Source organism: Gemmatimonas sp. (genome assembly GCF_044345575.1).
Lineage (GTDB): Bacteria > Gemmatimonadota > Gemmatimonadetes > Gemmatimonadales > Gemmatimonadaceae > Gemmatimonas.
The window spans coordinates 1-20,848 of record NZ_JBIJAW010000024.1 but is presented as its reverse complement, the minus strand read 5'-3'; the positions used below and the strand labels follow the sequence as shown (position 1 = coordinate 20,848).

At 65.2% G+C, this 20,848-nt stretch carries 18 protein-coding genes; 12 read left to right on the top strand and 6 right to left on the bottom strand.

Going from position 1 to position 20,848, the window contains the following annotated elements:
* Nucleotides 1-1,749, top strand: a 1,749-nt coding sequence (locus ACIQ6O_RS03090; RefSeq protein ID WP_396206309.1) for an ATP-binding protein, incomplete at its 5' end; no start/stop codon positions are given.
* A gap of 3 nt (nucleotides 1,750-1,752) precedes the next feature.
* Nucleotides 1,753-2,355, top strand: a complete 603-nt coding sequence (locus ACIQ6O_RS03085) for an ANTAR domain-containing response regulator (protein ID WP_396206308.1) — start codon at nucleotides 1,753-1,755, stop codon at nucleotides 2,353-2,355.
* A gap of 73 nt (nucleotides 2,356-2,428) precedes the next feature.
* On the opposite strand, the gene ACIQ6O_RS03080 is transcribed toward ACIQ6O_RS03085, so the two are convergent.
* Nucleotides 2,429-3,877 (bottom strand): M20/M25/M40 family metallo-hydrolase, encoded by a 1,449-nt coding sequence (locus ACIQ6O_RS03080; RefSeq protein ID WP_396206307.1) that lies wholly within the window; start codon nucleotides 3,875-3,877, stop codon nucleotides 2,429-2,431.
* A gap of 381 nt (nucleotides 3,878-4,258) precedes the next feature.
* Here ACIQ6O_RS03080 and ACIQ6O_RS03075 point away from each other — a divergent pair, with 381 nt between their 5' ends.
* Both ACIQ6O_RS03075 and ACIQ6O_RS03070 read left to right on the top strand, forming a co-directional pair.
* Nucleotides 4,259-5,890, top strand: a complete 1,632-nt coding sequence (locus ACIQ6O_RS03075) for a TldD/PmbA family protein (protein ID WP_396206306.1) — start codon at nucleotides 4,259-4,261, stop codon at nucleotides 5,888-5,890.
* On the top strand, nucleotides 5,887-7,284 hold the full coding sequence (locus ACIQ6O_RS03070) for a TldD/PmbA family protein (protein ID WP_396206305.1): 1,398 nt from the start codon (nucleotides 5,887-5,889) through the stop codon (nucleotides 7,282-7,284). Before ACIQ6O_RS03075 ends, ACIQ6O_RS03070 begins: the two co-directional genes overlap by 4 nt.
* A gap of 248 nt (nucleotides 7,285-7,532) precedes the next feature.
* Here the strand turns inward: ACIQ6O_RS03070 and ACIQ6O_RS03065 are convergent, their stop codons facing one another.
* Complete coding sequence (locus ACIQ6O_RS03065) at nucleotides 7,533-8,255, bottom strand: twin-arginine translocation signal domain-containing protein (RefSeq protein WP_396206304.1); 723 nt, start codon at nucleotides 8,253-8,255, stop codon at nucleotides 7,533-7,535.
* 192 nt (nucleotides 8,256-8,447) lie between these two features.
* On the opposite strand from ACIQ6O_RS03065, the gene ACIQ6O_RS03060 reads away from it, so the two are divergent.
* Both ACIQ6O_RS03060 and ACIQ6O_RS03055 read left to right on the top strand, forming a co-directional pair.
* On the top strand, nucleotides 8,448-9,770 hold the full coding sequence (locus ACIQ6O_RS03060; protein ID WP_396206303.1) for a hypothetical protein: 1,323 nt from the start codon (nucleotides 8,448-8,450) through the stop codon (nucleotides 9,768-9,770).
* Between the two features lie 85 nt (nucleotides 9,771-9,855).
* A complete protein-coding gene (locus tag ACIQ6O_RS03055; RefSeq protein WP_396206302.1) occupies nucleotides 9,856-10,143 on the top strand; it encodes a superinfection immunity protein in 288 nt (95 codons plus the stop codon).
* Here ACIQ6O_RS03055 and ACIQ6O_RS03050 read toward each other — a convergent pair.
* On the bottom strand, nucleotides 10,115-10,513 hold the full coding sequence (locus tag ACIQ6O_RS03050) for a VOC family protein (protein ID WP_396206301.1): 399 nt from the start codon (nucleotides 10,511-10,513) through the stop codon (nucleotides 10,115-10,117). The genes ACIQ6O_RS03055 and ACIQ6O_RS03050 overlap by 29 nt on opposite strands.
* Nucleotides 10,514-10,649: 136 nt before the next feature.
* Nucleotides 10,650-12,113 carry a 4-alpha-glucanotransferase gene (gene malQ, locus ACIQ6O_RS03045; protein WP_396206300.1) on the bottom strand — a complete coding sequence of 488 codons (1,464 nt, stop codon included), beginning with the start codon at nucleotides 12,111-12,113 and terminating at the stop codon, nucleotides 10,650-10,652.
* 307 nt (nucleotides 12,114-12,420) lie between these two features.
* Between malQ and ACIQ6O_RS03040 the strand changes: the two genes are divergently transcribed.
* The 4 genes from ACIQ6O_RS03040 (at nucleotide 12,421) to ACIQ6O_RS03025 (ending at nucleotide 16,466) form a co-directional block, all read left to right on the top strand.
* Nucleotides 12,421-14,145, top strand: a complete 1,725-nt coding sequence (locus ACIQ6O_RS03040; protein WP_396206298.1) for a sodium:solute symporter family protein — start codon at nucleotides 12,421-12,423, stop codon at nucleotides 14,143-14,145.
* A gap of 17 nt (nucleotides 14,146-14,162) precedes the next feature.
* On the top strand, nucleotides 14,163-14,417 hold the full coding sequence (locus tag ACIQ6O_RS03035; RefSeq protein ID WP_396206297.1) for a hypothetical protein: 255 nt from the start codon (nucleotides 14,163-14,165) through the stop codon (nucleotides 14,415-14,417).
* Between the two features lie 88 nt (nucleotides 14,418-14,505).
* The gene (locus tag ACIQ6O_RS03030; RefSeq protein WP_396206296.1) at nucleotides 14,506-15,834 is read left to right on the top strand and encodes a VWA domain-containing protein; all 1,329 of its coding nucleotides are present in this window, start codon (nucleotides 14,506-14,508) and stop codon (nucleotides 15,832-15,834) included.
* Between the two features lie 41 nt (nucleotides 15,835-15,875).
* Nucleotides 15,876-16,466, top strand: coding sequence for a hypothetical protein (locus ACIQ6O_RS03025; RefSeq protein WP_396206295.1), 591 nt, complete (start codon nucleotides 15,876-15,878; stop codon nucleotides 16,464-16,466).
* A gap of 21 nt (nucleotides 16,467-16,487) precedes the next feature.
* Here the strand turns inward: ACIQ6O_RS03025 and ACIQ6O_RS03020 are convergent, their stop codons facing one another.
* Both ACIQ6O_RS03020 and ACIQ6O_RS03015 read right to left on the bottom strand, forming a co-directional pair.
* Nucleotides 16,488-16,883: a (deoxy)nucleoside triphosphate pyrophosphohydrolase gene (locus ACIQ6O_RS03020; RefSeq protein ID WP_396206294.1), complete on the bottom strand. Its 396-nt coding sequence runs from the start codon at nucleotides 16,881-16,883 to the stop codon at nucleotides 16,488-16,490.
* A complete protein-coding gene (locus tag ACIQ6O_RS03015) occupies nucleotides 16,884-18,893 on the bottom strand; it encodes a S9 family peptidase (protein ID WP_396206293.1) in 2,010 nt (669 codons plus the stop codon).
* Nucleotides 18,894-19,033: 140 nt separating this feature from the next.
* Here ACIQ6O_RS03015 and ACIQ6O_RS03010 point away from each other — a divergent pair, with 140 nt between their 5' ends.
* The gene (locus tag ACIQ6O_RS03010; RefSeq protein WP_396206292.1) at nucleotides 19,034-19,762 is read left to right on the top strand and encodes an ABC transporter ATP-binding protein; all 729 of its coding nucleotides are present in this window, start codon (nucleotides 19,034-19,036) and stop codon (nucleotides 19,760-19,762) included.
* 5 nt (nucleotides 19,763-19,767) lie between these two features.
* Nucleotides 19,768-20,848: ABC transporter permease (locus ACIQ6O_RS03005; protein ID WP_396206291.1), on the top strand; the 1,081-nt coding region annotated here is incomplete at its 3' end.

Sequence of the window (20,848 nt, the reverse complement as noted above, 5' to 3'; positions counted from 1 at the left end):
GATACGCTGATGCTCCCCTATGGACGCGAGGGACGCATCGTCGACGCGCGCGTGACGGTGTTCGATCTGGACATGCTGCTCGTTTCTGCCGTTGATGTAACGGTGCGCGAACAGGAGCGCGCCACCGCGGTGCGCGCCGAACGTGAACGGCAAGCCATCTTCGACCTCTCCCCGTCGTCGGTGCGGGTGGCCGACGTCACCGGGCGCCTCCAGCGGGTGAACGAGAACGCCCTCCGCGAACATGGTGACCGCCAGCCGGCCACGGTGCGCATGCTGTGGGAGCTCGATGCCCCGCATGACGTCGCCAACAATCGGCCGCTGTCGTTTCTCGATACCCCGGGGATGCGCGCGCTCTCTGGTCAGACGGTGCGCCAGCAGCTGCTCGAGGTCCGGCGACACGGCGGCCGCCGGGTCATCGAGGCGTACGCCACGCCCATGCACAGCCGCGAAGGCAAGATCGTCGGGGCCCTGTTGCTCGACCGCGATGTGACTGATCGCGAGTCCCTCCAGCGCACGCTGCGCGAACGCGAGGGCGAACAGCGGGCGCTCAGGGCTCAGGTTTCACAGGATGAGCAGGACCTCGAACGGCTGGTGGAGGAGCGCTCGCGGGCACTCGTGGCGCTCCAGGAGGAGCAGGTGCGCGAACGTCGTCTGTCCGCGGTGGGGCAGCTCGCGGCCGGGGTGATGCACGACGTGAACAACGCGCTCAACCCCATCATGGCCGCGGCCTATCTGCTGCGGCACCATGCTGAATCGCCCGATGCGGTGCGCGACTATGCGGCCCGCATCGAAAAGGCGGCCGAAATCGGCGCCGCTACGGCCAGTCGCGTGGGACGCTTCATCCGGCAGGAACCGGTGCATCCGGGGGGCGACGTCGAGGTCGATCTGTCGGTACTCGCCGACGAGGTAGTCGACCTCACGGAGCCCATGCGTCTGCAACGCTCGAGCGAAAGCCGCGAGGTGAGCATCGTGCGCATGCTCGCCGAGGGCGCGATCACGCGCGGGATTCCCGGTGAGATTCGCGAGGCGCTCCTGAACCTCGTGCAGAACGCCATCGATGCGATGCCGGACGGTGGCACGCTCACGGTTCGCACCGCAGTCGATGGCGGAGACGCGTGCATCGCCGTGCGCGATACCGGCGTGGGCATGAGCGCTGAAGTCCGTGAGCGCGCGTTCGAGCCGTTCTTCACGACCAAGGGCTCCAAGGGCTCGGGCCTTGGCCTCGCCGAGGTGTACGGCATCGCCCGCCGTCACCGCGGCACCGTCACGATATCCTCCGTGCCTGGACGTGGCACCGAGGTCATGCTCCGGCTTCCGCGGCAGGCGCCCGCTGACGTCGAACCCGAACCGACAACCGCCGCGGCGATCCAGCCGCGCCGTATCTTGGTCGTGGAAGACCACGACGACGGTCGGGAGTTCCTGCGCCGCATCCTCCAGGGCGACGGACACGACGTCGTAGCCGTCGCCAGCTGTGCCGAGGCGCGCCAGGCGCTTGCCTCCCAGGGCAGCCGCCTGTTCGACCTCATGCTGACCGATGTTGGTCTGCCTGACGGAAATGGTTGGGATCTTGTCCGGTCGACGAAGGCCGCGTATCCGCAGCTGCGGATCGGCGTCGTCACCGGCTGGGAACCCAACGTCGGGACCGAACGCACCGACGGCGCGGAATTCGTGCTGCGCAAACCGTTGCGGGCGCCCGAACTCAAGGCCCACATTGCGGGAGCCCCAGCTTCCGCTCAACCATACGAGTAACCCATGTCGGAACTCCCGTCGACCATTCGCGTCCTGGTCGCTGAAGACAACGCACTCGAACGCTCCATGCTCGTCGACCTCCTCGGTGCACTCGGCCACATGGTGGTGGCCGAAGTCGATAGCGGCACGGCGGCCATCGAAAAGGCCCAGCAGTTCACCCCCGATGCGGTTCTCCTCGACATGCACATGCCCGGAGCGACGGGTGTGCAGGCGGCCGAGGGGATCGCCAGTGCCCTGCCCGGTACGGCGGTGGTGCTGGTCACCGGCGATTTGTCGCTCACCCTGAGCACCGCCGACGTGCTGCGTTCGACGGCGGTGGCGTTGTTGCCCAAGCCCACGCCGCCCACCACACTCGATGCCACGCTGCGCATGGCCGTCACACGGGCGCGCGAGCTCCTGGCGGCCCGCCGCGAAGCGGCCGAGGCCAAGGAACAGCTCGAGAATCGCAAGCTCATCGAACGCGCCAAGGGCATCCTCATGCGGCGTACCGGTAGCAGCGAGCAGGAAGCCTATCGCATCATGCAGCGCTCCAGTCAGGATCGCAGCGTGCGCATGGTGGACATCGCCAAGGCCGTGATCGACAGCGAACCCGGCATGAAGGCCTGATCGCACCGACCGTGAACGACGAAGGGCCCGAGTGAAATACCCGGGCCCTTCGTCGTTCACGGCAGCGCGTGACTCAGGAGATGGGCTTCTGCGGTCCCGACACCTGCTTCACGAGCCGATACAGGAAGTCGAGTCCATCGTAGAACGACTTCACGCGCAGCTTCTCGTCGCGGCCATGCGCGTTGGTCTCTCCGGCCGCCGAGAAGATTCCGCTCACGCCGAATGTGGGGATACCCGCGGCGCGCAGGCGATACCCGTCCGTGGCACCGGTGCTCATGGTGGGAATCACCGGCACGCCCTTGAACATCGTGTTCGTGAGTTCGGTGGTGGCGCGCAGCAGCGTGGGGTGTACGGGGGTTGGCGCGCCGTCCTTCCGGTCGGGGCGATCGCCCGTGATCTTGACGGCCGTGTCATTCACGATGCGCTCGAGGATCGCCTTCACCTGCGAACCGCTGCTCGTGGGTGCAATGCGGCAGTTCACGTTCGCCTTGACGAACTGCGGGAGCGCGTTCGGCGCGTGGCCCCCCTCGAGCATCGTTGCCACGCACGTCGTGCGCAGCATGCTTGCATAGCGCGGATCGGTGCTGATGATGCGCGCGGCGGCCGTGTCGCCGGGATTGGTGGCAATGGCGCGCATCGCGGCGGCCAGCGACGGCATCTCCACCTTCGCGGTTTGCTCGAAGAAGGGACGCGATACGTCGTTGAGCTCAACCGGGAACGTGTACTGCTGAATCTTCAGCAGCGCCGCCGCGAGCGAGTAGATCGCATTGTCCTTGCGCGGCACGCTCGAGTGCCCACCGGTATTGCGCACCGTGAGTGTGTAGTCGTTGTACACCTTCTCGGCCGCCTGAATACTGTGAAAGAGCGGCTGATCGTCCGGGCCCAGCGTGCCGCCGCCGCCCTCGTTGATCGCGTACTCGGCATCGATGAGCTCCTTCCGGTTTTCGATGAGCCACGTCACGCCGTTGCCGTTCCCACCTTCCTCGTCGGCCGTCAGCGCGAGGATGAGATCACGCTCCGGCACCCACCCTTCCTGCTTGTAGCGCAGCAGGTTGGCGGTGAGAATCGCGGCCATGCTCTTGTCGTCGGCCACGCCGCGGCCAAGGAAGTAACCGCTCTCTTCGCGCATCTCGAACGGGTCGGTGGCCCAGTCGCTCCGCTTCGCCTGCACCACATCGAGGTGGGCCAGCAACAGGATCGCCTTGCCCGGCGCCTTGCCGCGGTAGCGCACCACGAGGTTTTGCTTGGCCGGCTTATCGGCCGGACCCACGAGGTGGATGTCACTCGCCGGGAACCCGGCAGCGCGGAAGCGGGCCGCCACGGCCTCCGCCGCCTTCGTCACGCTGCCCACGGAGTCAGCGGTGTTGATCTCCACCATCTCCTTGTAGATCGCGCGCGCGGCCTGCTGCGCGGGCGTGAGCGTGGTGGGGGCCCCGGGCGCGGGACGCAGAATGGGCTGGGCGGCGGCAGGCACCGAGAGGGTTGCCGACAGCGCGAGAGCGAGCGGGAGACGAGGAGACATGAGAAACGGGCGAAGGTGAATCCCTACGATACGTCGGGGGGCTGAGATCTGAGAAGTGAGAAGGGGAATCGAGGGGCGCGACCGAGAAGTGAGCCCGGATAGAAGGGAGAGGCCAGCGCTCCCGAAGGGAGAAGCGATGGGTCCCTGATTTCTCGCTTCTGGACAGCGGACGTCTCGCTTCTATCATGGCTCACCTCTCATTCTGATCACTCCATCCTCCCGCTGAACGCTCGGGTCTCATCCCCCGCCTCCGTTCAGGCCCGCGCCAACCCTACGTCTCAGGGCTCAACACGACACGCGTCCGCGGCGTACGTTATCTGGTCCGCAGCCCGCCCCGCGGTTTCCTCCCATTGGTCCCCCCGTCCCGATCATGTCCAGATCATGACACGCTCCCGTCGCGACTTCCTCAAGGCTGGCGCCACTGTTGCTGCCGGCTCGCTCGTGGTGTCGAGCCCGCTCCTCGCCGATCCGGCGCGCCTGATCACCCCCGTATCCGACATGCCGGCCGCCGATGACCCGGTCATCAAGGCACTCATGCAGGTCGCCATCGATACGGCCAAGAGTGGCGGAGCGTCGTACGCCGACGTGCGCGTCGCTGCGCGCCGCCAGCAGAACGTGAATACCCGTGATCGCATCGTGCAGGGCGTGAGCGATACCGACACGTATGGGCTCGGTGTGCGCACGCTCGTCGATGGCGCATGGGGCTTCGCCGCCACGAGCCGCCTCGACAAGGACAGCGTCGCCAATGCCGCCAAGGCGGCATTGGGGCAGGCCCGCGCCAACCGCGCCTCGCAGCTCAAGCCGGTGGATCTCGCGCCGACGCCGGGCAATCAGGTGGGTACCTGGAAGAGTCCCATCGAGATCGATCCGTTCACTGTTGCCATCACCGACAAGGTCGCGTACCTGCTCGCCGCCAATGAAGCCGCGCTCAAGGTGAAGGGCATTCGCAACGTCAACTCGAGCATGTTCTTCCTGCGCGAGGAGAAGTCGCTCATGACGAGCGACGGCTCCTACATCGTGCAGACCATCTACCGCACGTCCCCCAGCATGACGGTGACGGCGGTGAGCCCCGATTTCCGCGACTTCCAGTCCGTGCAGGGCAACGAAATCGCGCCCATGGGGCTCGGCTACGAGCATGTGGTGAACAGCAAGCTCGCCGAGCATGCGCCGCGCTGGGCCGAACTCGCCGTGCAGAAGCTGAGCGCCAAGCCGGTGGAGCCGGGGCGCTACGATCTGCTGCTGCACCCCAGCAACCTCTGGCTCACGGTGCACGAAGTCATCGCGCACCCCACTGAGCTCGATCGCGCGCTCGGCTTCGAAGCCAACTACGCCGGTACCAGCTTCATCGCCCCGCCCAAGGACGTGCTGGGCAAGCTGCGCATCGGCAGCGACCTGCTCAATGTCGTGGGCGATCGTGAGCAGAAGGGCTCGCTCGGCGCCATCGGCTGGGACGATGAAGCGGTGAAGCCGGTCAAGTTCGACATCATCAAGAATGGCGTGTTCGTGGACTACCAGACCACGCGCGAGCAGGCCACGATGATGACCGACTACTACAAGAGCATCGGCAAGCCGGTGCGCAGCTACGGCTGCTCGTACGCGCAGAGCTGGGCCGACGTGCAGTTCCAGCGCATGCCCAACGTGAGCATGGTGCCGGGGAACAACGACGACACGTGGGAGAGCATGATCGCCAAGATGGACAAGGGGATCGCCATCGTGGGTGACGGCTCCTTCTCCATCGATCAGCAGCGCTACAACGGCCAGTTCGCCGGCCAGGTGTTCTACGAAGTGAAGGGTGGCAAGATCGTCGGGCAGCTCAAGGATGTGGCGTACCAGTTCCGCACGCCGGAGTTCTGGAAGTCGCTCAAGGCCATCGGCGGCCCGCGCAGCTATCACCTCGGCGGTGCCTTCGGCGATGCCAAGGGGCAGCCTGGCCAGTCCAACTCCGTCAGCCACGGCTGCGTGCCGTCGCTCTTTCAGCAGGTCAACATCATCAACACCGGGAGGACGGCATGAGCGAATTCGCTCCCCGTTCGCTCTTCGCGCCGGCCACCATTCTCTCGCGCGCCGAGGCGCAGGAAATCGCCCAGCGTGCGCTGAAGAACTCGCCCGCGCCCGAAACGCGTGTGACGATCAACAGCAGCGCGCGCGCCGACACCCGCTTCGCGCTCAATCAGGTCACCACGTCGGGCGAGAACGCCGACACGCAGGTCACCATCACGGCGTACGATGGCAACCGCGCGGCGAGCGTGAACACCAACCGTCTCGACGAGGCGTCGCTGGCCGCCGCGGCCAAGCAGGCATATGAGATCGCCAAGCTCGTGCCGCCCAACCCGGAGCGCATGTCGGAGCTTGGCGCGCAGACGTTCCCCGCGCTCAAGGAGCGGTTGCTCTCATTGCCCACGCCGGCCGAGCGCGCGGCGGCGGCGAAGATCGTGACGGAACTGGCGCGCAAGAATGAACTCATCGCCACCGGTTTCATCGAGTGCCGGGCCGGCGCGAGCGCCATGGCCAACAGCAAGGGGCTGTTCGCGTACGATTCGAGCAGCAGCGTCACCATGACCAGCACGGTGCGCTCTCCCGATGGCACGGGTTCGGGGTGGGCCTGCAGCGACGGCAACAGCTTCGACGACCTCGATCCCACCACGCTCGCCGCGACCGCGGTGCAGAAGGCGCGCGATTCGCGCAGCCCCGTGGCGATCGAGCCCGGTCGCTATACCACGATTCTCGAGCCCACGGCCACGGGTAATCTCGTGCAGCTCATCGCCGGCGCCATGCAGGCGCGCGCCGCCGACGAAGGGCGTTCGTTCTTCACCAAGCCGGGGGGCGGCAACAAGATCGGCCTCAAGGTGGTAGACGATCGCGTCACGCTGCTCTCCGACCCCGACGACAGTCCCAGCACCGGTGGCGGCTTCGACGACGACGGCATGCCGCTGCAGAAAGTGGTGTGGATCGAGAACGGCGTGGTGAAGAACCTCAACTACGATCGGTTCTGGGCGCAGAAGCAGGGTGTGCAGCCCACCCGCTCCGGTGGTGGTGGGTTCCGTGGTGCCGGGCGCTCGCTGCGCATGCTGGGCGGCACGTCGAGCATTGCCGACCTCGTGAAGGGCACGGAACGTGGCGTGCTGGTTACCCGCTTTTGGTACATCCGCCCCGTCGATGCGCGCACGATTCTCTACACCGGACTCACGCGCGACGGCACCTTCCTCATCGAGAACGGCAAGGTCTCGCGGCCCATCAAGAACTTCCGCTTCAACGAGAGCCCCATCTTCTTCCTCAACAATCTCGAAGCGATGGGCCCGTCGGTGCGCATCAATGCCAGCGAGAACCTCGGCGCCGGTGGTGCGGTGTTCATGCCTGCCATCAAGGTGCGGGATTTCACCTTCTCGAGTTTGTCGGACGCGGTATAACCACAGTCGTATGCCACAAAGACAAAGGGCCCGCCAACTGGCGGGCCCTTTGCGTGTCTGGCGACTCGCTGGTCAGCGCGCGCGTCTACGAACCCATACCCCGCCTGCTGCGCTGCCACATGGGCGAAGATCCCCGAGGGTTGCACGATCGGATAGCCCAACGTCACCGTGCGACACATGAAAATCCGTCGACGTGTGCGGCGTCAGGGGAAACGTGCAGGTGCGGACGCGCGGCTCGACCCGTCGCGTCAGACGGCATAGACGAATGCGCAGCCGGCTTCCTGCGCCATCACATCGGCGAAGATCCCACTCGGCTGCATGATGACGCCCGGCACGAGCATCGACATCGCCTTGGCGCGGGCCGCTGCGGCATCGAGCTTGTCCTGCTTCTGCACGAGGCTGACCATCGCACGAAACGCGAGGCCGCATCCGAGCGCGATGGCGCCACCCTTGATGAGCGAGTCCAGCATGAGTCCTGAGGCACCGGCGCTGGTCTCCTGACCCGGACGCGGGAGCACGGGATTGAAGCGCATCGTCTTCCCGTCATCGTCCTTGATCTTGCGCTGCTTCCCCACGTTGTAGGTGGTCCAGAACTCCTGATTCATCGCGAGCACGATCCCTGCATGGCGGATCACGATGACCGTGGAGAAGTCGGCCGGCTTCGCCTTGAGTACGTCCGTGTACTGGCGTTGCCAGATTCCGGCACGCATCACGCCCACGCCGCCCTCCACCTCGGGTACATCGAACATCGCCTTGTACTTGCCGGTGATCTTCTGCGCCCACGAGGTGTCCCACGGTTCCGCCTGCTGCTGGTGCAGCTCATCCCAGTACGTCGCCGACGCCAGCAGCTCGCGTCGCGTTGGACGGCCCGTCGCTCCAGTCGAGTCCGCCAGGAGGGGGGTGCCGGACGCCGCCAATGCGCCGACACCGAGTCCTGCCTGCTTGAGGAAAGTGCGACGCGCGGTGCTCATACGGATCTCCGAGTGACGAATGGGTTACGACGCGATGACGACACCATGAAGGAAACATGAGGTGTCGACCAACCGTATGGCCGGGTTGTGTGTCCATACACATGATGCCGCCGCGCCCGACAAATGTCACGGGCGACGATTTCCCTCCCCCACCCCCGAACAATGCCGCTATCCGATTTTCCGCCTCGAGTGATGCGTGGCGCTGTCACCCTTGCCTTTGCGCTTGGGCTTCAGCCCATGGGGCTCCCGGCGCAGTCGGCGTCCGCGGCAACACCCGCCACGGCGGCGGTCACGGATACCACGCAGGCCGGCGCCATCCGCGTGTTCATCGACTGCCAGAGCATGAATTGCGATTTCGATTTCTTTCGCGATCAGATGCGCTGGGTGAACTTCGTGCGTGACCGCCTTTTCTCCGACGTCCTGCTATTGGTCACCTCGTTGCGGACCGGAGCCGGCGGCATGGAGTACACGATCGCTGCCCTCGGCAACGACAAGTATCGGGGGCGCGCTGACACGGCTGTGGTGTTCGCCGCGCCGAATGACGCGCAGGATGTCGTTCGACGCAATCTCGCGCGCACCTTCGCGCTGCTGCTGGCGCCGTATGCGGCCAAGACCCCACTGGCCTCGCGCATCGATCTCTCGTATCGCGCGCCGACGACGTCGCCCACCAATCCGCAGGCAGTGAAGGATCCGTGGAATTTCTGGGTCTATCGCCTCTCCGCCAACGCGTTCGGAAGCGGGGAGAAGCGCCAGCAGTTCTACGACGGCAACGTCAACGTGAGCGCCAACCGGGTCACGGCCGCCTGGAAGATCAATCTCGGCGCCAACCTCGGCTACGACGAAAGCCGCTTCACGTTGAGTGATGGATCAGAGTTCACCAATCTCCTGCGGAGCTACGGTGGCAACGCGCTCATCGCACGCAGCATCGGTGATCATTTCGCCGTGGGCGCAACGGTAAACGGGACGTATTCGGATTTCAGCAATTATCGGATGAATTTGCGCGTGATGCCGGCGCTGGAGTGGAATCTGTTCGACTACAAGGAATTCACTCGTCGCCAGCTGACCGCCTACTATGCCGTGGGCGTCGGGTCGTATCAGTACAAGGAGACCACGATCTACGATCGACTGTCCGAAACACGCCCGCTGCACTCGCTCAACATCGCCTGGAACGCCCGTCAGCCGTGGGGATCGGTGAACTGGTCCGTGTTCGGTTCCCAGTATCTGCACAACACCCGATTCAACAGCTACGGAACCAGCGGCTTTCTCGATCTACGCATCGCCAAGGGGCTGTCGTTCAACGTGGGCGGCAACTACTCGCGGGTGAACGATCAGCTGTATCTGGTGCGCGGCCAACTGTCCGACAACCAGGTGATCGCCCGCCAGCAGGCCCTTGCCACCAACTATCGCTTCTTCCTCAACTTCGGCATGAGCTACACCTTCGGCTCGATCTACAACACCGTGGTGAATCCGCGATTTGGCGGGACGCGCGGGAACCAGATGATGTTCACGTTCTGACGCCGATCGGTGCTCACTCCGGGCCACCAAACCGCCGGGGGCGTCGCCACCGTCCATCGGTGACCGGGGCGGCTATATTCAAGAAATGCTCCTGCGCCTGATCAGTCAGAACGTCGAGCCGACCCCCCGCTACACCGGTGGGGGGCTGCCCAAGGGCGTGGTGATCATCATCGCCCTCGTCTTGCTCTACTTCCTGCCAAGCATGCTCGCGTTCGCCGGCGGCAAACGGAGGAAGTGGAAGATCGTCGCCGTGAACGTACTTGCCGGCTGGACGATCATTGGCTGGATCGCATCGATGATCATGAACTGGGCGTACGAGGCCCCGATCGACGGCGAGGAAAGCGCTACGACGTCACCGTCGGTGATGCCATGAGCACCACGAGATTGCCATCGGGGTCTTCCACGACCGCCTCGTAGTACCCGTCTCCGGTGTCACGGGCCGGCGAGCGCACCACCACGTCGCCCTCGTGCATGGCGCGTACCAGCACGTGTACCCGCTCTCGTGAGCCCACCGCGATGGCAAGGTGCGCGTGCCCCACGCGCTCGCCGTATGTGGCATCCGCGAGCGCCGGTGCCTCCATGATCTCGAGGCGCGCTCCGCCACCGAACGACAGGACGCACGAGCGGGAACCGGCGCGGCGGGTGCTCTCGTACACCGCGTCGGGGGTAGCGCCGAACCAGTGCCCGTAGAACATCCGCGACCGTTCGAGATCACGCGTCCAGAGTGTGACGTGCTCGATCACGCCCGTTGCCTGCCCATTGCGACGTGAGCAACGTCGTCATCATCTGCAGCGAGCATACGCTGAGGCGTTGTAACGGGCATCGCCTGCATCGCCGCGATGACGTTACGGGCCCTCGCGGCGGTCCCCGTGGACGCGCTCATCGTTCGTACGTCGCAGTGAGCGCGTGGAGACGCTCGGTGATGGCGGGCGTCAGTTGCGCCCAGGTGAAGCGGAAGCCCCAATTGCCTGCCTGACGCCCAGGCAGATTCATGCGGGCCTCGCTCCCAAGGCCCAGCACGTCCTGCATCGGGATCAGCACCGTGTTCGCCACTGACGCCAGCATGGTCCGGATCAGTGTCCAGTGCATCTCGGCGCCGTCGGTCTCGAGATACCGGCGGGCGAATGTCTTCTCTCGCGCCACGGCGTCGGCCGAGCGCGTGCTGTCACCCTCGCCGGTGGACTGCCACCACCCCACGGTGGTGTCGTTGTCGTGCGTGCCCGTGTACACCACGAGATCGCGCACGTAGCGGTGCGGGATGAAGTGCGAATCCTGTCCATCGAACGCGAACTGCAGAATGGCCATGCCGGGATAGCCGAACCGCTCGCGCAGTGACTCCACCTCGGGGGTGATGAGCCCGAGATTCTCGGCAATGATGGGCAGCGGCCCCAGCGCGGCCGTGAGTGCCTCGAAGAGCGCGGCACCAGGCCCCTTCACCCAGCGGCCGTGCACAGCGGTGGGTGCATCACCCGGTATTTCCCAGAACGCTTCGAAACCACGGAAGTGATCGAGGCGCACCAGATCGAATAGCTGGAGACCGGCGCGCATGCGTTCGATCCACCAGCGATAGCCATCGGCGTGCATGCGCCCCCAATCGTACAGCGGGTTGCCCCACAGCTGACCGGTCTCACTGAAGTAGTCGGGCGGTACACCCGCCTGCACCTTGAGCGCGCCGTCAGGATGCAACAGGAACTGCGAAGGGTTGGCCCACACGTCGGCGGAGTCGTGCGCCACGTAGATGGGCACATCCCCCATGAGCTTGATGCCGCGCTCACGGCACGCGTGACGCAACGCGTGGTACTGCGCAAAGAACACGTACTGTTCCTTGTAGATGCGTTCGATCGCCGGCGCGAGCTGCTGGCGCCACGATGCGAGCGACGCGGCGTCGCGTTCGCGTGCGCCCGCTTCCCACTGGGGCCACGCCACCCCGCCGTGCGCCTGCTTGAGCGCCATGAACAGCGCATAGTCGGGGAGCCACACCCGTTCGCGCACGAACTGCTGCACCTCGTGGTCGAAGGGCAGGGTGTCGAGCCACGCGGCAAGAGCGGCCTGCTTGGCCGGGATCACCGCACCGAAATCGACCGTGTGGTCTGACAGGCCAGCGGGAGCCAAGTACCCCGGCACGTGGATCAACAACGGGTTGCCGGCGAACGCCGAAAAACACTGATACGGCGAATCCCCGTAGCCGGTGGGGCCCAGCGGCAGCACCTGCCAGATCTTCAGGCCCGCATCGGCGAGCCATTGCACGAAGCGGTGAGCATCGGGACCGAAGTCACCGATGCCACCATATCCGGGAAGCGACGTGGGATGAAGAAGCAAACCGGCTGCACGAGCGAACGACATGCGGGGAGGAGTGGGAAAGGGGAGCGGTGATGATTGCGGCAGCCGCGGCGAACTGGTGAAGCTCATGCCCGCCATTCGCGGAAAGTACCGTCGTTCACGTGCTTTGGTGCGAGCCGCCTCGAAACCATCTTCGCCCCGATAGCAATCGCCAAGGCTGAGATGCGTGAGGCTACTCCATCGAAGGGCGAGTGCGTGGTCTCGCGCTCGTGCGGTGTGCCGCGAAATCACCCTGGCTGGCAGTCGCACGAAACGGTGCCGCACGACAACTTCTGTCGTTCCCCGGTCTCACTCCCCAGACACATCCCCAATGACTCAGTTGACCACGCTCGACTATGTCGTGATGGCCATCTACTTCGTCGTGGTGCTCGGCATTGGCTGGGCCCTGCGGCGCATGATGAAGACATCCTCCGACTTCTTCCTGTCGGGACGGTCGTTGCCACCGTGGGTGACCGGGCTCGCCTTCCTCTCGGCCAACCTCGGCGCGCAGGAAGTGATCGGGATGGGCGCCTCGGGCGCCAAGTACGGCATTGCCACGAGCCACTTCTACTGGATCGGCGCCATCCCGGCCATGGTGTTCGTGGGAATCTTCATGATGCCGTTCTATTACGGCTCGAAGGCGCGCTCGGTCCCCGAGTATCTCAAGCTTCGCTTTGACGAGAAGACGCGCACGTTCAACGCGCTCGGCTTTGCGGCGATGACGATCTTCTCGAGCGGCATCTCCATGTATGCCATGGGCAAGCTGCTCAACCTGCTGCTTGGCTGGGACTTCGACACCAGCATCCTGGTCTCGGCCGTGATCGTGCTTGCCTACGTCACGCTCGGCGGTCTCACCAGCGCGATCTACAACGAAGTGCTGCAGTTCTTCATGATCGTGTTCGGCTTCGCGCCGCTGGTATGGGTGGGGCTCAAGCAGGTGGGCGGCTGGGACGGTATGACCAGCAAGTTGTCCGCCGCGGCCACGCAGCGCGGTCTCCCCGAGTACGCCTATACGCATGTGTGGCAGGGTATGGGCTCGGCCACCACCAACTCCATCGGCATCGAGTGGTTCGGGATGGTGATGGGACTCGGCTTCGTGCTCTCGTTCGGCTACTGGTGCACGGACTTCCTCGTGGTGCAGCGCGCCATGGCGGCTGATTCCATGACCGCAGCGCGTCGCACGCCGCTCATTGCCGCCGTGCCGAAGATGTTCTTCCCGTTCCTCGTGATCCTGCCCGGCATGATCGCCCTGGCCATCGGTGACAACATCATCCCCGCCAAGCTCACCGCGGCCGGCACGCCGTTGCTCGACACCAACGGCAACGTGGTGCTCGACTACGATCTCGCCACGCCCATGATGCTCGTGAAGCTGTTCCCCACGGGAATGCTTGGCCTCGGTCTCACGGCGCTCATCGCGTCGTTCATGTCAGGCATGGCGGGCAACGTCACGGCGTTCAACACGGTGTGGACCTACGACATCTATCAGGCGCACATCAAGAAGCACGGCACTGACGAGCATTACCTGTGGATGGGTCGTGTCGCCACGGTGGGCGGGATCGCGCTGTCGGTAGCGGCCGCGTATGTGGCGGGCGCGTTCAACAACATCATGGAGCTGCTGCAGCTCGTCTTCGCCTTCGTAAATGCGCCGCTCTTCGCCACGTTCGCGCTGGGCATGTTCTGGAAGCGCAGCACGGGTCATGGCGCTTTCTGGGGGCTCGCTGCCGGCACGGTGGCACCGGCCATCCACCACGGCATCTCGCTCGCCAACGGCGCGACCCCCGGTGTGAAGGGTGGATTCTTCGGTGTGCTGCTCAACTACCCCAGTGAAATGGCGCAGACGTTCTGGACGGCGGTCGCGGCTTTCACCACCTGCTTCGTGGTGACGATCGTGGTGAGTCTGGCCACCACGCCGCGCCGTGACGCCGAGCTCGAGGGGCTCGTGTACTCGCTCACGCCCAAGCAGGTCGACAATGTGAAGGCGTGGTATCAGAAGCCCAGTGTGTTCGCGGCCGTCGTAATGGTGGCCATGATCACACTCAACGTGCTCTTCTTCTAATCCCGGGAGAAACGACGATGAGTGGTGGAGCCGGAATGGATCTGCGCCTGCCGATCGGCGGGCTGTTCGTGGTACTCGGTGTCATCCTCGGCATCTTCGGGGTGATGACCAATGGTGACACCGTGATGTACCAGCGCAGCGGGGGGATGAACATCAACCTCATCTGGGGTGGGGTGATGCTCGCCTTCGGGGCGCTGTTTCTGGTGTTGGCGCGGCGCGCCTCCCGGCGCTACGCTGCCCTTGGCGATTCCCGAAGCGAAGCCGAAGGGTAAGTGCTGAACTGATAAAGGGTTGGGCCCTTCGGGGATTGTCAGACCCTCCCCCGATCTTCCCTGCACACCTCCAACATGGAGCCAGTGCATGGACACGCAATTGCAGGTCGATCACCAGTTCGTCGACGCACCCCAATCACCCAATGGCCAGCCGGGCATCATCGTCCGCGCGCTGCTGAAAGTCGGCGGCACGGCACCACAGCACGCCAACCGTCCGCCTATCGGCCTCTCGTTCGTCATCGATCGGAGTGGCTCGATGAGCGGTGATCGAATCGCGGCCGCCCGCGTTGCGGCGGCCCGCGCCGTCGAACGTCTCCACCCCGACGATGTCGTTTCGGTCGTGGCGTTCGACGATCTCATCGAAACCATCGCGCCGCCAGAGCGGCGCGCGCGGCAGCACAACCTCGTACACACCCTGCTGCAAATCGACACGCGCGGGTCCACTAACCTGAGTGGCGGGTGGCTGCGTGGGCGTGAGCATATGCAGCACGCGCTGGGTATGGTCGGTTCGCTGCCGGGTTCGTCGCGGCGCATTCTGCTGCTGACCGATGGCCACGCGAACATGGGAATCACCGAACCATCCACCTTGGTGGAGCTGGCGCGCACGGCCCGTAGCATGGGCATCACCACCACCACAGTTGGCGTCGGCGACGGGTACGACGACACGTTGTTGCGCGCCATGTCCGACGCCGGTGGCGGTAATGCGTGGTACATCGAGCGTCCTGATCAGTCCGAAGATGTGCTGGCGGAAGAGCTTGGGAACCTGTTGTCCGTCTGTGCACAGGGGCTCACCGTGAAGCTGGCGCTCGACGAAGCGGTCACCCTCGTCGTCATGCACTCCGACTGGCCAACCACGACGCCCGCCGCGGGTACGTTCCAGTTCGATCTTGGCGATTTGTACGCGGCGGAACCCAAGCCGTTGCTGCTCGAACTCTTTGTGCCGGTCGAACGACTGGAGCTGCTCAAGACCGACGTCACACCCATCGCCACGATGTCCGTCTCGGCTGATGTGATCACGGCTGCGGGTGGCGTGGAGCATCGTGTGTCGCACCTGCCGATCGCCTCGTCGTTGGATGGCCAGCAGTGCATGGTCCCGGAAATCGAGATGGCCGTGCTGCTGGCTCAGGCCGCGAGGGCGCGCGAAGAGGCCGCCAGACTGCAGCGTGCCGGTGAAGCGGACTCGGCGGAGCAAATCATGCGCGAAGCCAGTGCGCAGTTTCGCAAGAGTGCCGAGTGCGCGTCGATGGACAGTGCCTTGCTGCTTCGTGATGCCGAGGAGTTCGATACGCTGGCCGAGCAGTATTCCCGGAGGACGTTCAGCGAACTCGAAGCAAAGTACCAAATGCAGCGTTCGTACAACACGCGCCGCGGCAAGCAGAGCTACGACGAGAAGCTGCGTCGCAAGCGCAACGAATGATCGCGCTGGAGCTCACCGCAACCACGCGGTAAGTTCTGCCCATGCGACTCACTTTCTTCTCCGGAGCGGCGGTGCTGGCGATGAGCGCCAGCGCCGCCCATGCGCAGCGCCTGCTGCCCAGCACTACCGGCTTCAGTGTTGCGGCTGCCGGCACCTACGGGAACGCCAGCGCCAAATCGCAGGACATCACCAGCACCGCGGGTCGCTTCGCGCCGCGTGCGGAGCTCGCTTACGGCGTTTCGCCTCGCTTGAGTCTCCTCGGCGCGATCGTCAGCCGTGGCGGCCTCATCGAGGGACAGGACTACGACGTCCGCAGTGTCGATCTCGGCGGGCGCTATCTCGGATTCGCGGGACGTGTCACACGTCCGTTCGTCGAGGGAGGCCTCTCCATTCGCACCTTTATCCTCGACTCACCCGTCGGCGATGTCAGCTCCACGAATGTGGGCCCGTGGGGAGCGGCCGGGTACATGTGGTTTCCGGGCGGCGGACTCGCCCTCGAAGCGGCGGCGACCTATGGTCGCGTGACCTTCAATAACTGGCGGGTGGGCGGCAATCCTGCAGCGGCGGGTGCCGTGGAGCACCGCGAACTCGGTGTCCGGGCCGGCGCCCGCTGGTTCTTCCGCCCGCGCTGATTACCGAAACTGCCGACTGGTCTACGCCGCGCCGAGTGACCGCACGAACGCGGCATCACTCGGCGCGAGTGGCATAGTGGCCAGCGCGGCCACGGAAAACCATCCCAGCGCCACGTGCTCGTGCGCCACGGGCTCACCGTGAATTTCTACCGGCAGAAACACGATGTCGTACACCCCACCCGGGTCGCGCGCCACGAACGCCGGCGCCCCGACGGTGTGCACCATCACGCCAAGCTCTTCGTGCAACTCACGCGTGATGGCATCGCTGTCACGCTCGCCGGGTTCGCACTTGCCACCGGCGAACTCCCACAGGCCGCCGTGCTGTTTGTGCAACGGACGCTGGCACACCAGGAGCGTATCGCCCCGTCGAACAATCGCCGCGACGACCCGAATCGCCCCGCCCGTGGATGTCGACACTTACGGCGTGATGGGCATGAGGTACTTGTCGTACCAGCCGAGATAGCGGTCGTAGCGATCCTTCACGAAGCTCGGACGCGAGATACCATGAAATTGGCCGGGGTACACCACGAGCTGTGTCGGCACGCCCAGTGACTTGAGCGCCTGATACATCTGCTCGCTGCCGGCGATCGGCACGTTGAAGTCCTTCTCGCCACCCATGTACAAGGTGGGCGTCTTGATGCGATCGGCCTTGTAGAACGGATAGCTCAGTTTCTCCCAGAGCTTCGGATTCTTCCACGGCGCTCCGAGTTCGTTCTCGTACTGGAAGATGTACTGATCCGTGCCGTACATGCTCGTCTGCAGCGCGCTGCCCGCCCCGCTGGTGCCGGCCTTGAAGCGCGTGGTGGTGGCAATCGTGTAGTCGGTGAGAATGCCACCGTAGCTCCACCCGCCGATGCCCAGACGCTCGGGGTCCACGAAGCCCAGCGACAGCACGTGATCGACGCCCGCGAGTAGATCCTGGACTTCCTTGTTCCCCCAGTCAGCGAAGATCGCCTTCTTCCACGCCTGACCGCGACCGCTGCTGCCACGATAGTTCACCTGCAGCACGACGTATCCGTGTGCGGCGAACAATTCACGCTCGAACTGGAAGAGATGCTGATCCTGGGCATTCGGACCGCCGTGAATGCGCAGCAGGAGCGGATACTTCTTCGACGCGTCGAACCCGGCCGGCTTCGTGAGCAGTGCGCCCACGGTGAGCCCGTCCTTGTTCTTGAATTCGATGTCTTCCGTGCGCCCGAGTTGCAGCGACGCGAAGGTGCTGTCGTTCACGTGTGTGAGGGCCCGTAGGGCGCGGTTGTCCCACGCGAACACCTCGGCCGACCGCTGCGCGGTGCCCGTATTGATCACCACACGACCGGCAGGTGACACATCGTACGAAGTGACCACCCGGCGACCATCCACCACGCGCGTGACCGCACCGGTGGCCACGTCCACCTGCGCGAGATGCTGCGCGCGGTCGTCGCCGAGCAGGAAGCGCAGCGACGTGCCGTCGGTGCTCCACACAAGCTGGTTCACATCGCGGTCGAGAGCCGTCGCCACCAGGCGCGCCGGTCCCCCTGTGCTCGGCACGATGGCGATGGTGTTCTGTGTGTAGGCCGACAGCTGCGGTTCGCTTCCCTGCAGGTAGGCGATCTTCGACCCGTCGGGGCTCCACGCCGGTCCCGCGTCGGGGCCCGTCCACGTCGTGAGCTTCACCGGTGACGCCCCCGGCGTGGCGTCTACGACGAAGAGATCGCCGTTGTTGAAGCGGTCCGGATCGCCGTCCATGCGCTCACTGACGAACGCGATGCGCTTGCCATCGGGCGACCAGCGGGGCTGGCGGTCATCGAAATCCCCGGTGGTGAGTTGCACCGCCTTCCGCGTATTCACATCCACGATCCACACGTGATCGCGGCGGCGATCGAGGTAGCCGTCCCCGTCGCGCTTGAAGGCATAGCGGTCGATCACGATCGGCTTGGGCGACTTGCTGCGCAGCGAATCCGGCTTGCCCTCATCGGCGTCGGGGTCGTGCGAGACCACCGCGATACGCGAGCCATCCGGCGACCACTCGTACTCGCTCACCCCGCCCTTGAGATCGGTGAGCCGCACCGCCTCACCGCCGGCGCGATCGAGCAACCAGATCTGGCCGCCCTTCGACTCGTAGCGTCCCGATACGAACGACAGATACCGGTTGTCGGGGCTCCACCGGGGATTGCTCTCACCCTCGGGCGAGCCGGCCATTTTGATGGTGCGCGAGCCGTCCCAGTGCACCATCCACACATCGCTGTCGCTCTTGTCCTTCGCCGAGTCGGTCGTGGTCACCGTGTACGCGATCCACTGGCCGTCGGGAGAGATGCGCCCACTGCCGACATCGCGCAGCCGGTAGATGTCGCCGGAGCGAAGCGGGCGTGGGGACGGGGCCGACTGGGCCGTGGCGTGCCCGGCCGTACCGGCCAGCGCCACGGCGCCGGCCATCGAGAGAGTCACGAAGCGACGATACATGAGCGGACGATCGGGAGAAATGCGGGCCGGGCAGCACGCCGGCACGGTCTCCGCAAAGATATCGCCCGGCGTGTCGTCCGGAGTCTGCCTACGGCAGCGGTCGCATTCGGCCCGTAGTGTGGGGCATGGCGGGAGACATTCTCTTCCGGGCCCGCGGCCTGTCAAAGGTGTACGGCTCCGGGACGGCGGCGGTCGTGGCGTTACGGGACGTCGATCTCGACGTGTCGGCAGGCGAGTTCGTGGTCATTCTTGGCCCTTCCGGCAGCGGAAAATCCACCCTGCTGAACATCCTCGGCGGCTTGGATACCCCAACCGCCGGTGATGTCACCTTCCGGGACCACGTACTGACCGGCGCGAGCGACGACGAACTCACGCGATATCGCCGCGAACACGTCGGGTTCGTGTTCCAGTTCTACAATTTGATCCCGGGGCTCACCGCGCTCGAGAATGTGCAGCTGGTGACCGACCTCACGTTGAACGATCCCCACGGGCGCGGGGCCGAAGATCCGGCGGCCGCGCTGCGGCTCGTCGGTCTCGGGGATCGGCTCGATTTCTTTCCGGCGCAGCTCTCGGGCGGGGAGCAGCAGCGGGTCGCGATTGCCCGCGCCGTCGCCAAGCGCCCCGATGTACTGCTGTGTGACGAACCCACCGGCGCGCTGGATTTCGAGACGGGCAAGCTGGTGCTCGATGCCCTGCGACGCGCCAATCGGGATCTCGGGACCAGTACGGTGGTGATCACGCACAACGTGGGTATCGCGGCCATGGCCGATCGCGTGCTGCGTATGCGGAGCGGAGCCATCGTCGAGGTGGTCGTCAATACAGCGCCGTGCGAACCCGCGGCGCTCTCTTGGTGATGGGTATGTCGGCCAGAAATGGGACGCTCCGCTGGTGGTCTGTCCTCGATCGCAAGGCGTGGCGCGATGTGTGGCATCAACGCGGTCCCGCCGTGGCGATCGCGATCGTGGTCATGGTCGGGGTGGCCAGCTTCGTCGCGCTGCAGTCAATGGTCCCCCACCTGCGCGGCGCGCAGCAGCGCTACTACAGCATCGCCCGCTTCGCCGACGTGTGGGTGAGCGTATCGCGCGCGCCCGACGCCCTCGTGCGTCGGGTGGCGGACATCCCTGGCGTCTCTGCCGTCGAAACGCGTGTCGCAAGAGACGTGATCCTCGAGGTGCCGAAGCTCGATGGCCCCGCGAGTGGGCGGGTGATGAGCTATCCGGTCGGGCGCGAGATCACGGTGAACCGTCTGCGGCTTAGGCAGGGCCGATTGATGTCCGCCTCGCGCGCTGACGAAGTCGTCATCAGCGACGGCTTCGCCAGTGCCAACGGCTTGTCGGTCGGTGACTCGATCGGCGCGGCGCTCAATGGCCGCTGGCGCCGATTGCACATCGTGGGCGTGGCGCTGACCCCCGAGTTCATCATGGAGGTCAAGCCCGGCGCACTCTTCCCCGACAATCGGCGCTACGGGGTGCTGTGGATGTCGGAAGAGGAAGTGCAGGGGGCTTTTGGCCTGCAGGATGCGTGGAACGAAGCCACTCTCACGCTGTCCGCCGGCGCCACCGAAGCGGCGGTCATTCGCCGGCTCGATACGCTGTTGGCCCCATACGGATCGCTGGGAGCGCATGGGCGCAATGAGCAGGTCTCGCACCGCTATCTGACGGACGAAATCACGCAGGCGGCCACGTTCGGCACCGCAGCTCCTGTCATCTTCCTTGGCGTGGCGGCGTTTCTCGTGAATCTCGTGCTCGCCCGGTTGGTCGCCGCGCAACGCGAGCAGATCGGCATGATGAAAGCGTTCGGGATCGGCAACGCCACGCTGGTGCGCCACTACGCATCGATTGCCCTGACACCCGTGCTCATCGGCGCCGTGTGCGGTAGCGCGCTGGGGCTGTGGTTGGCCGGCCTGCTCGCCACGCTCTACGCCGCGTACTATCGCATGC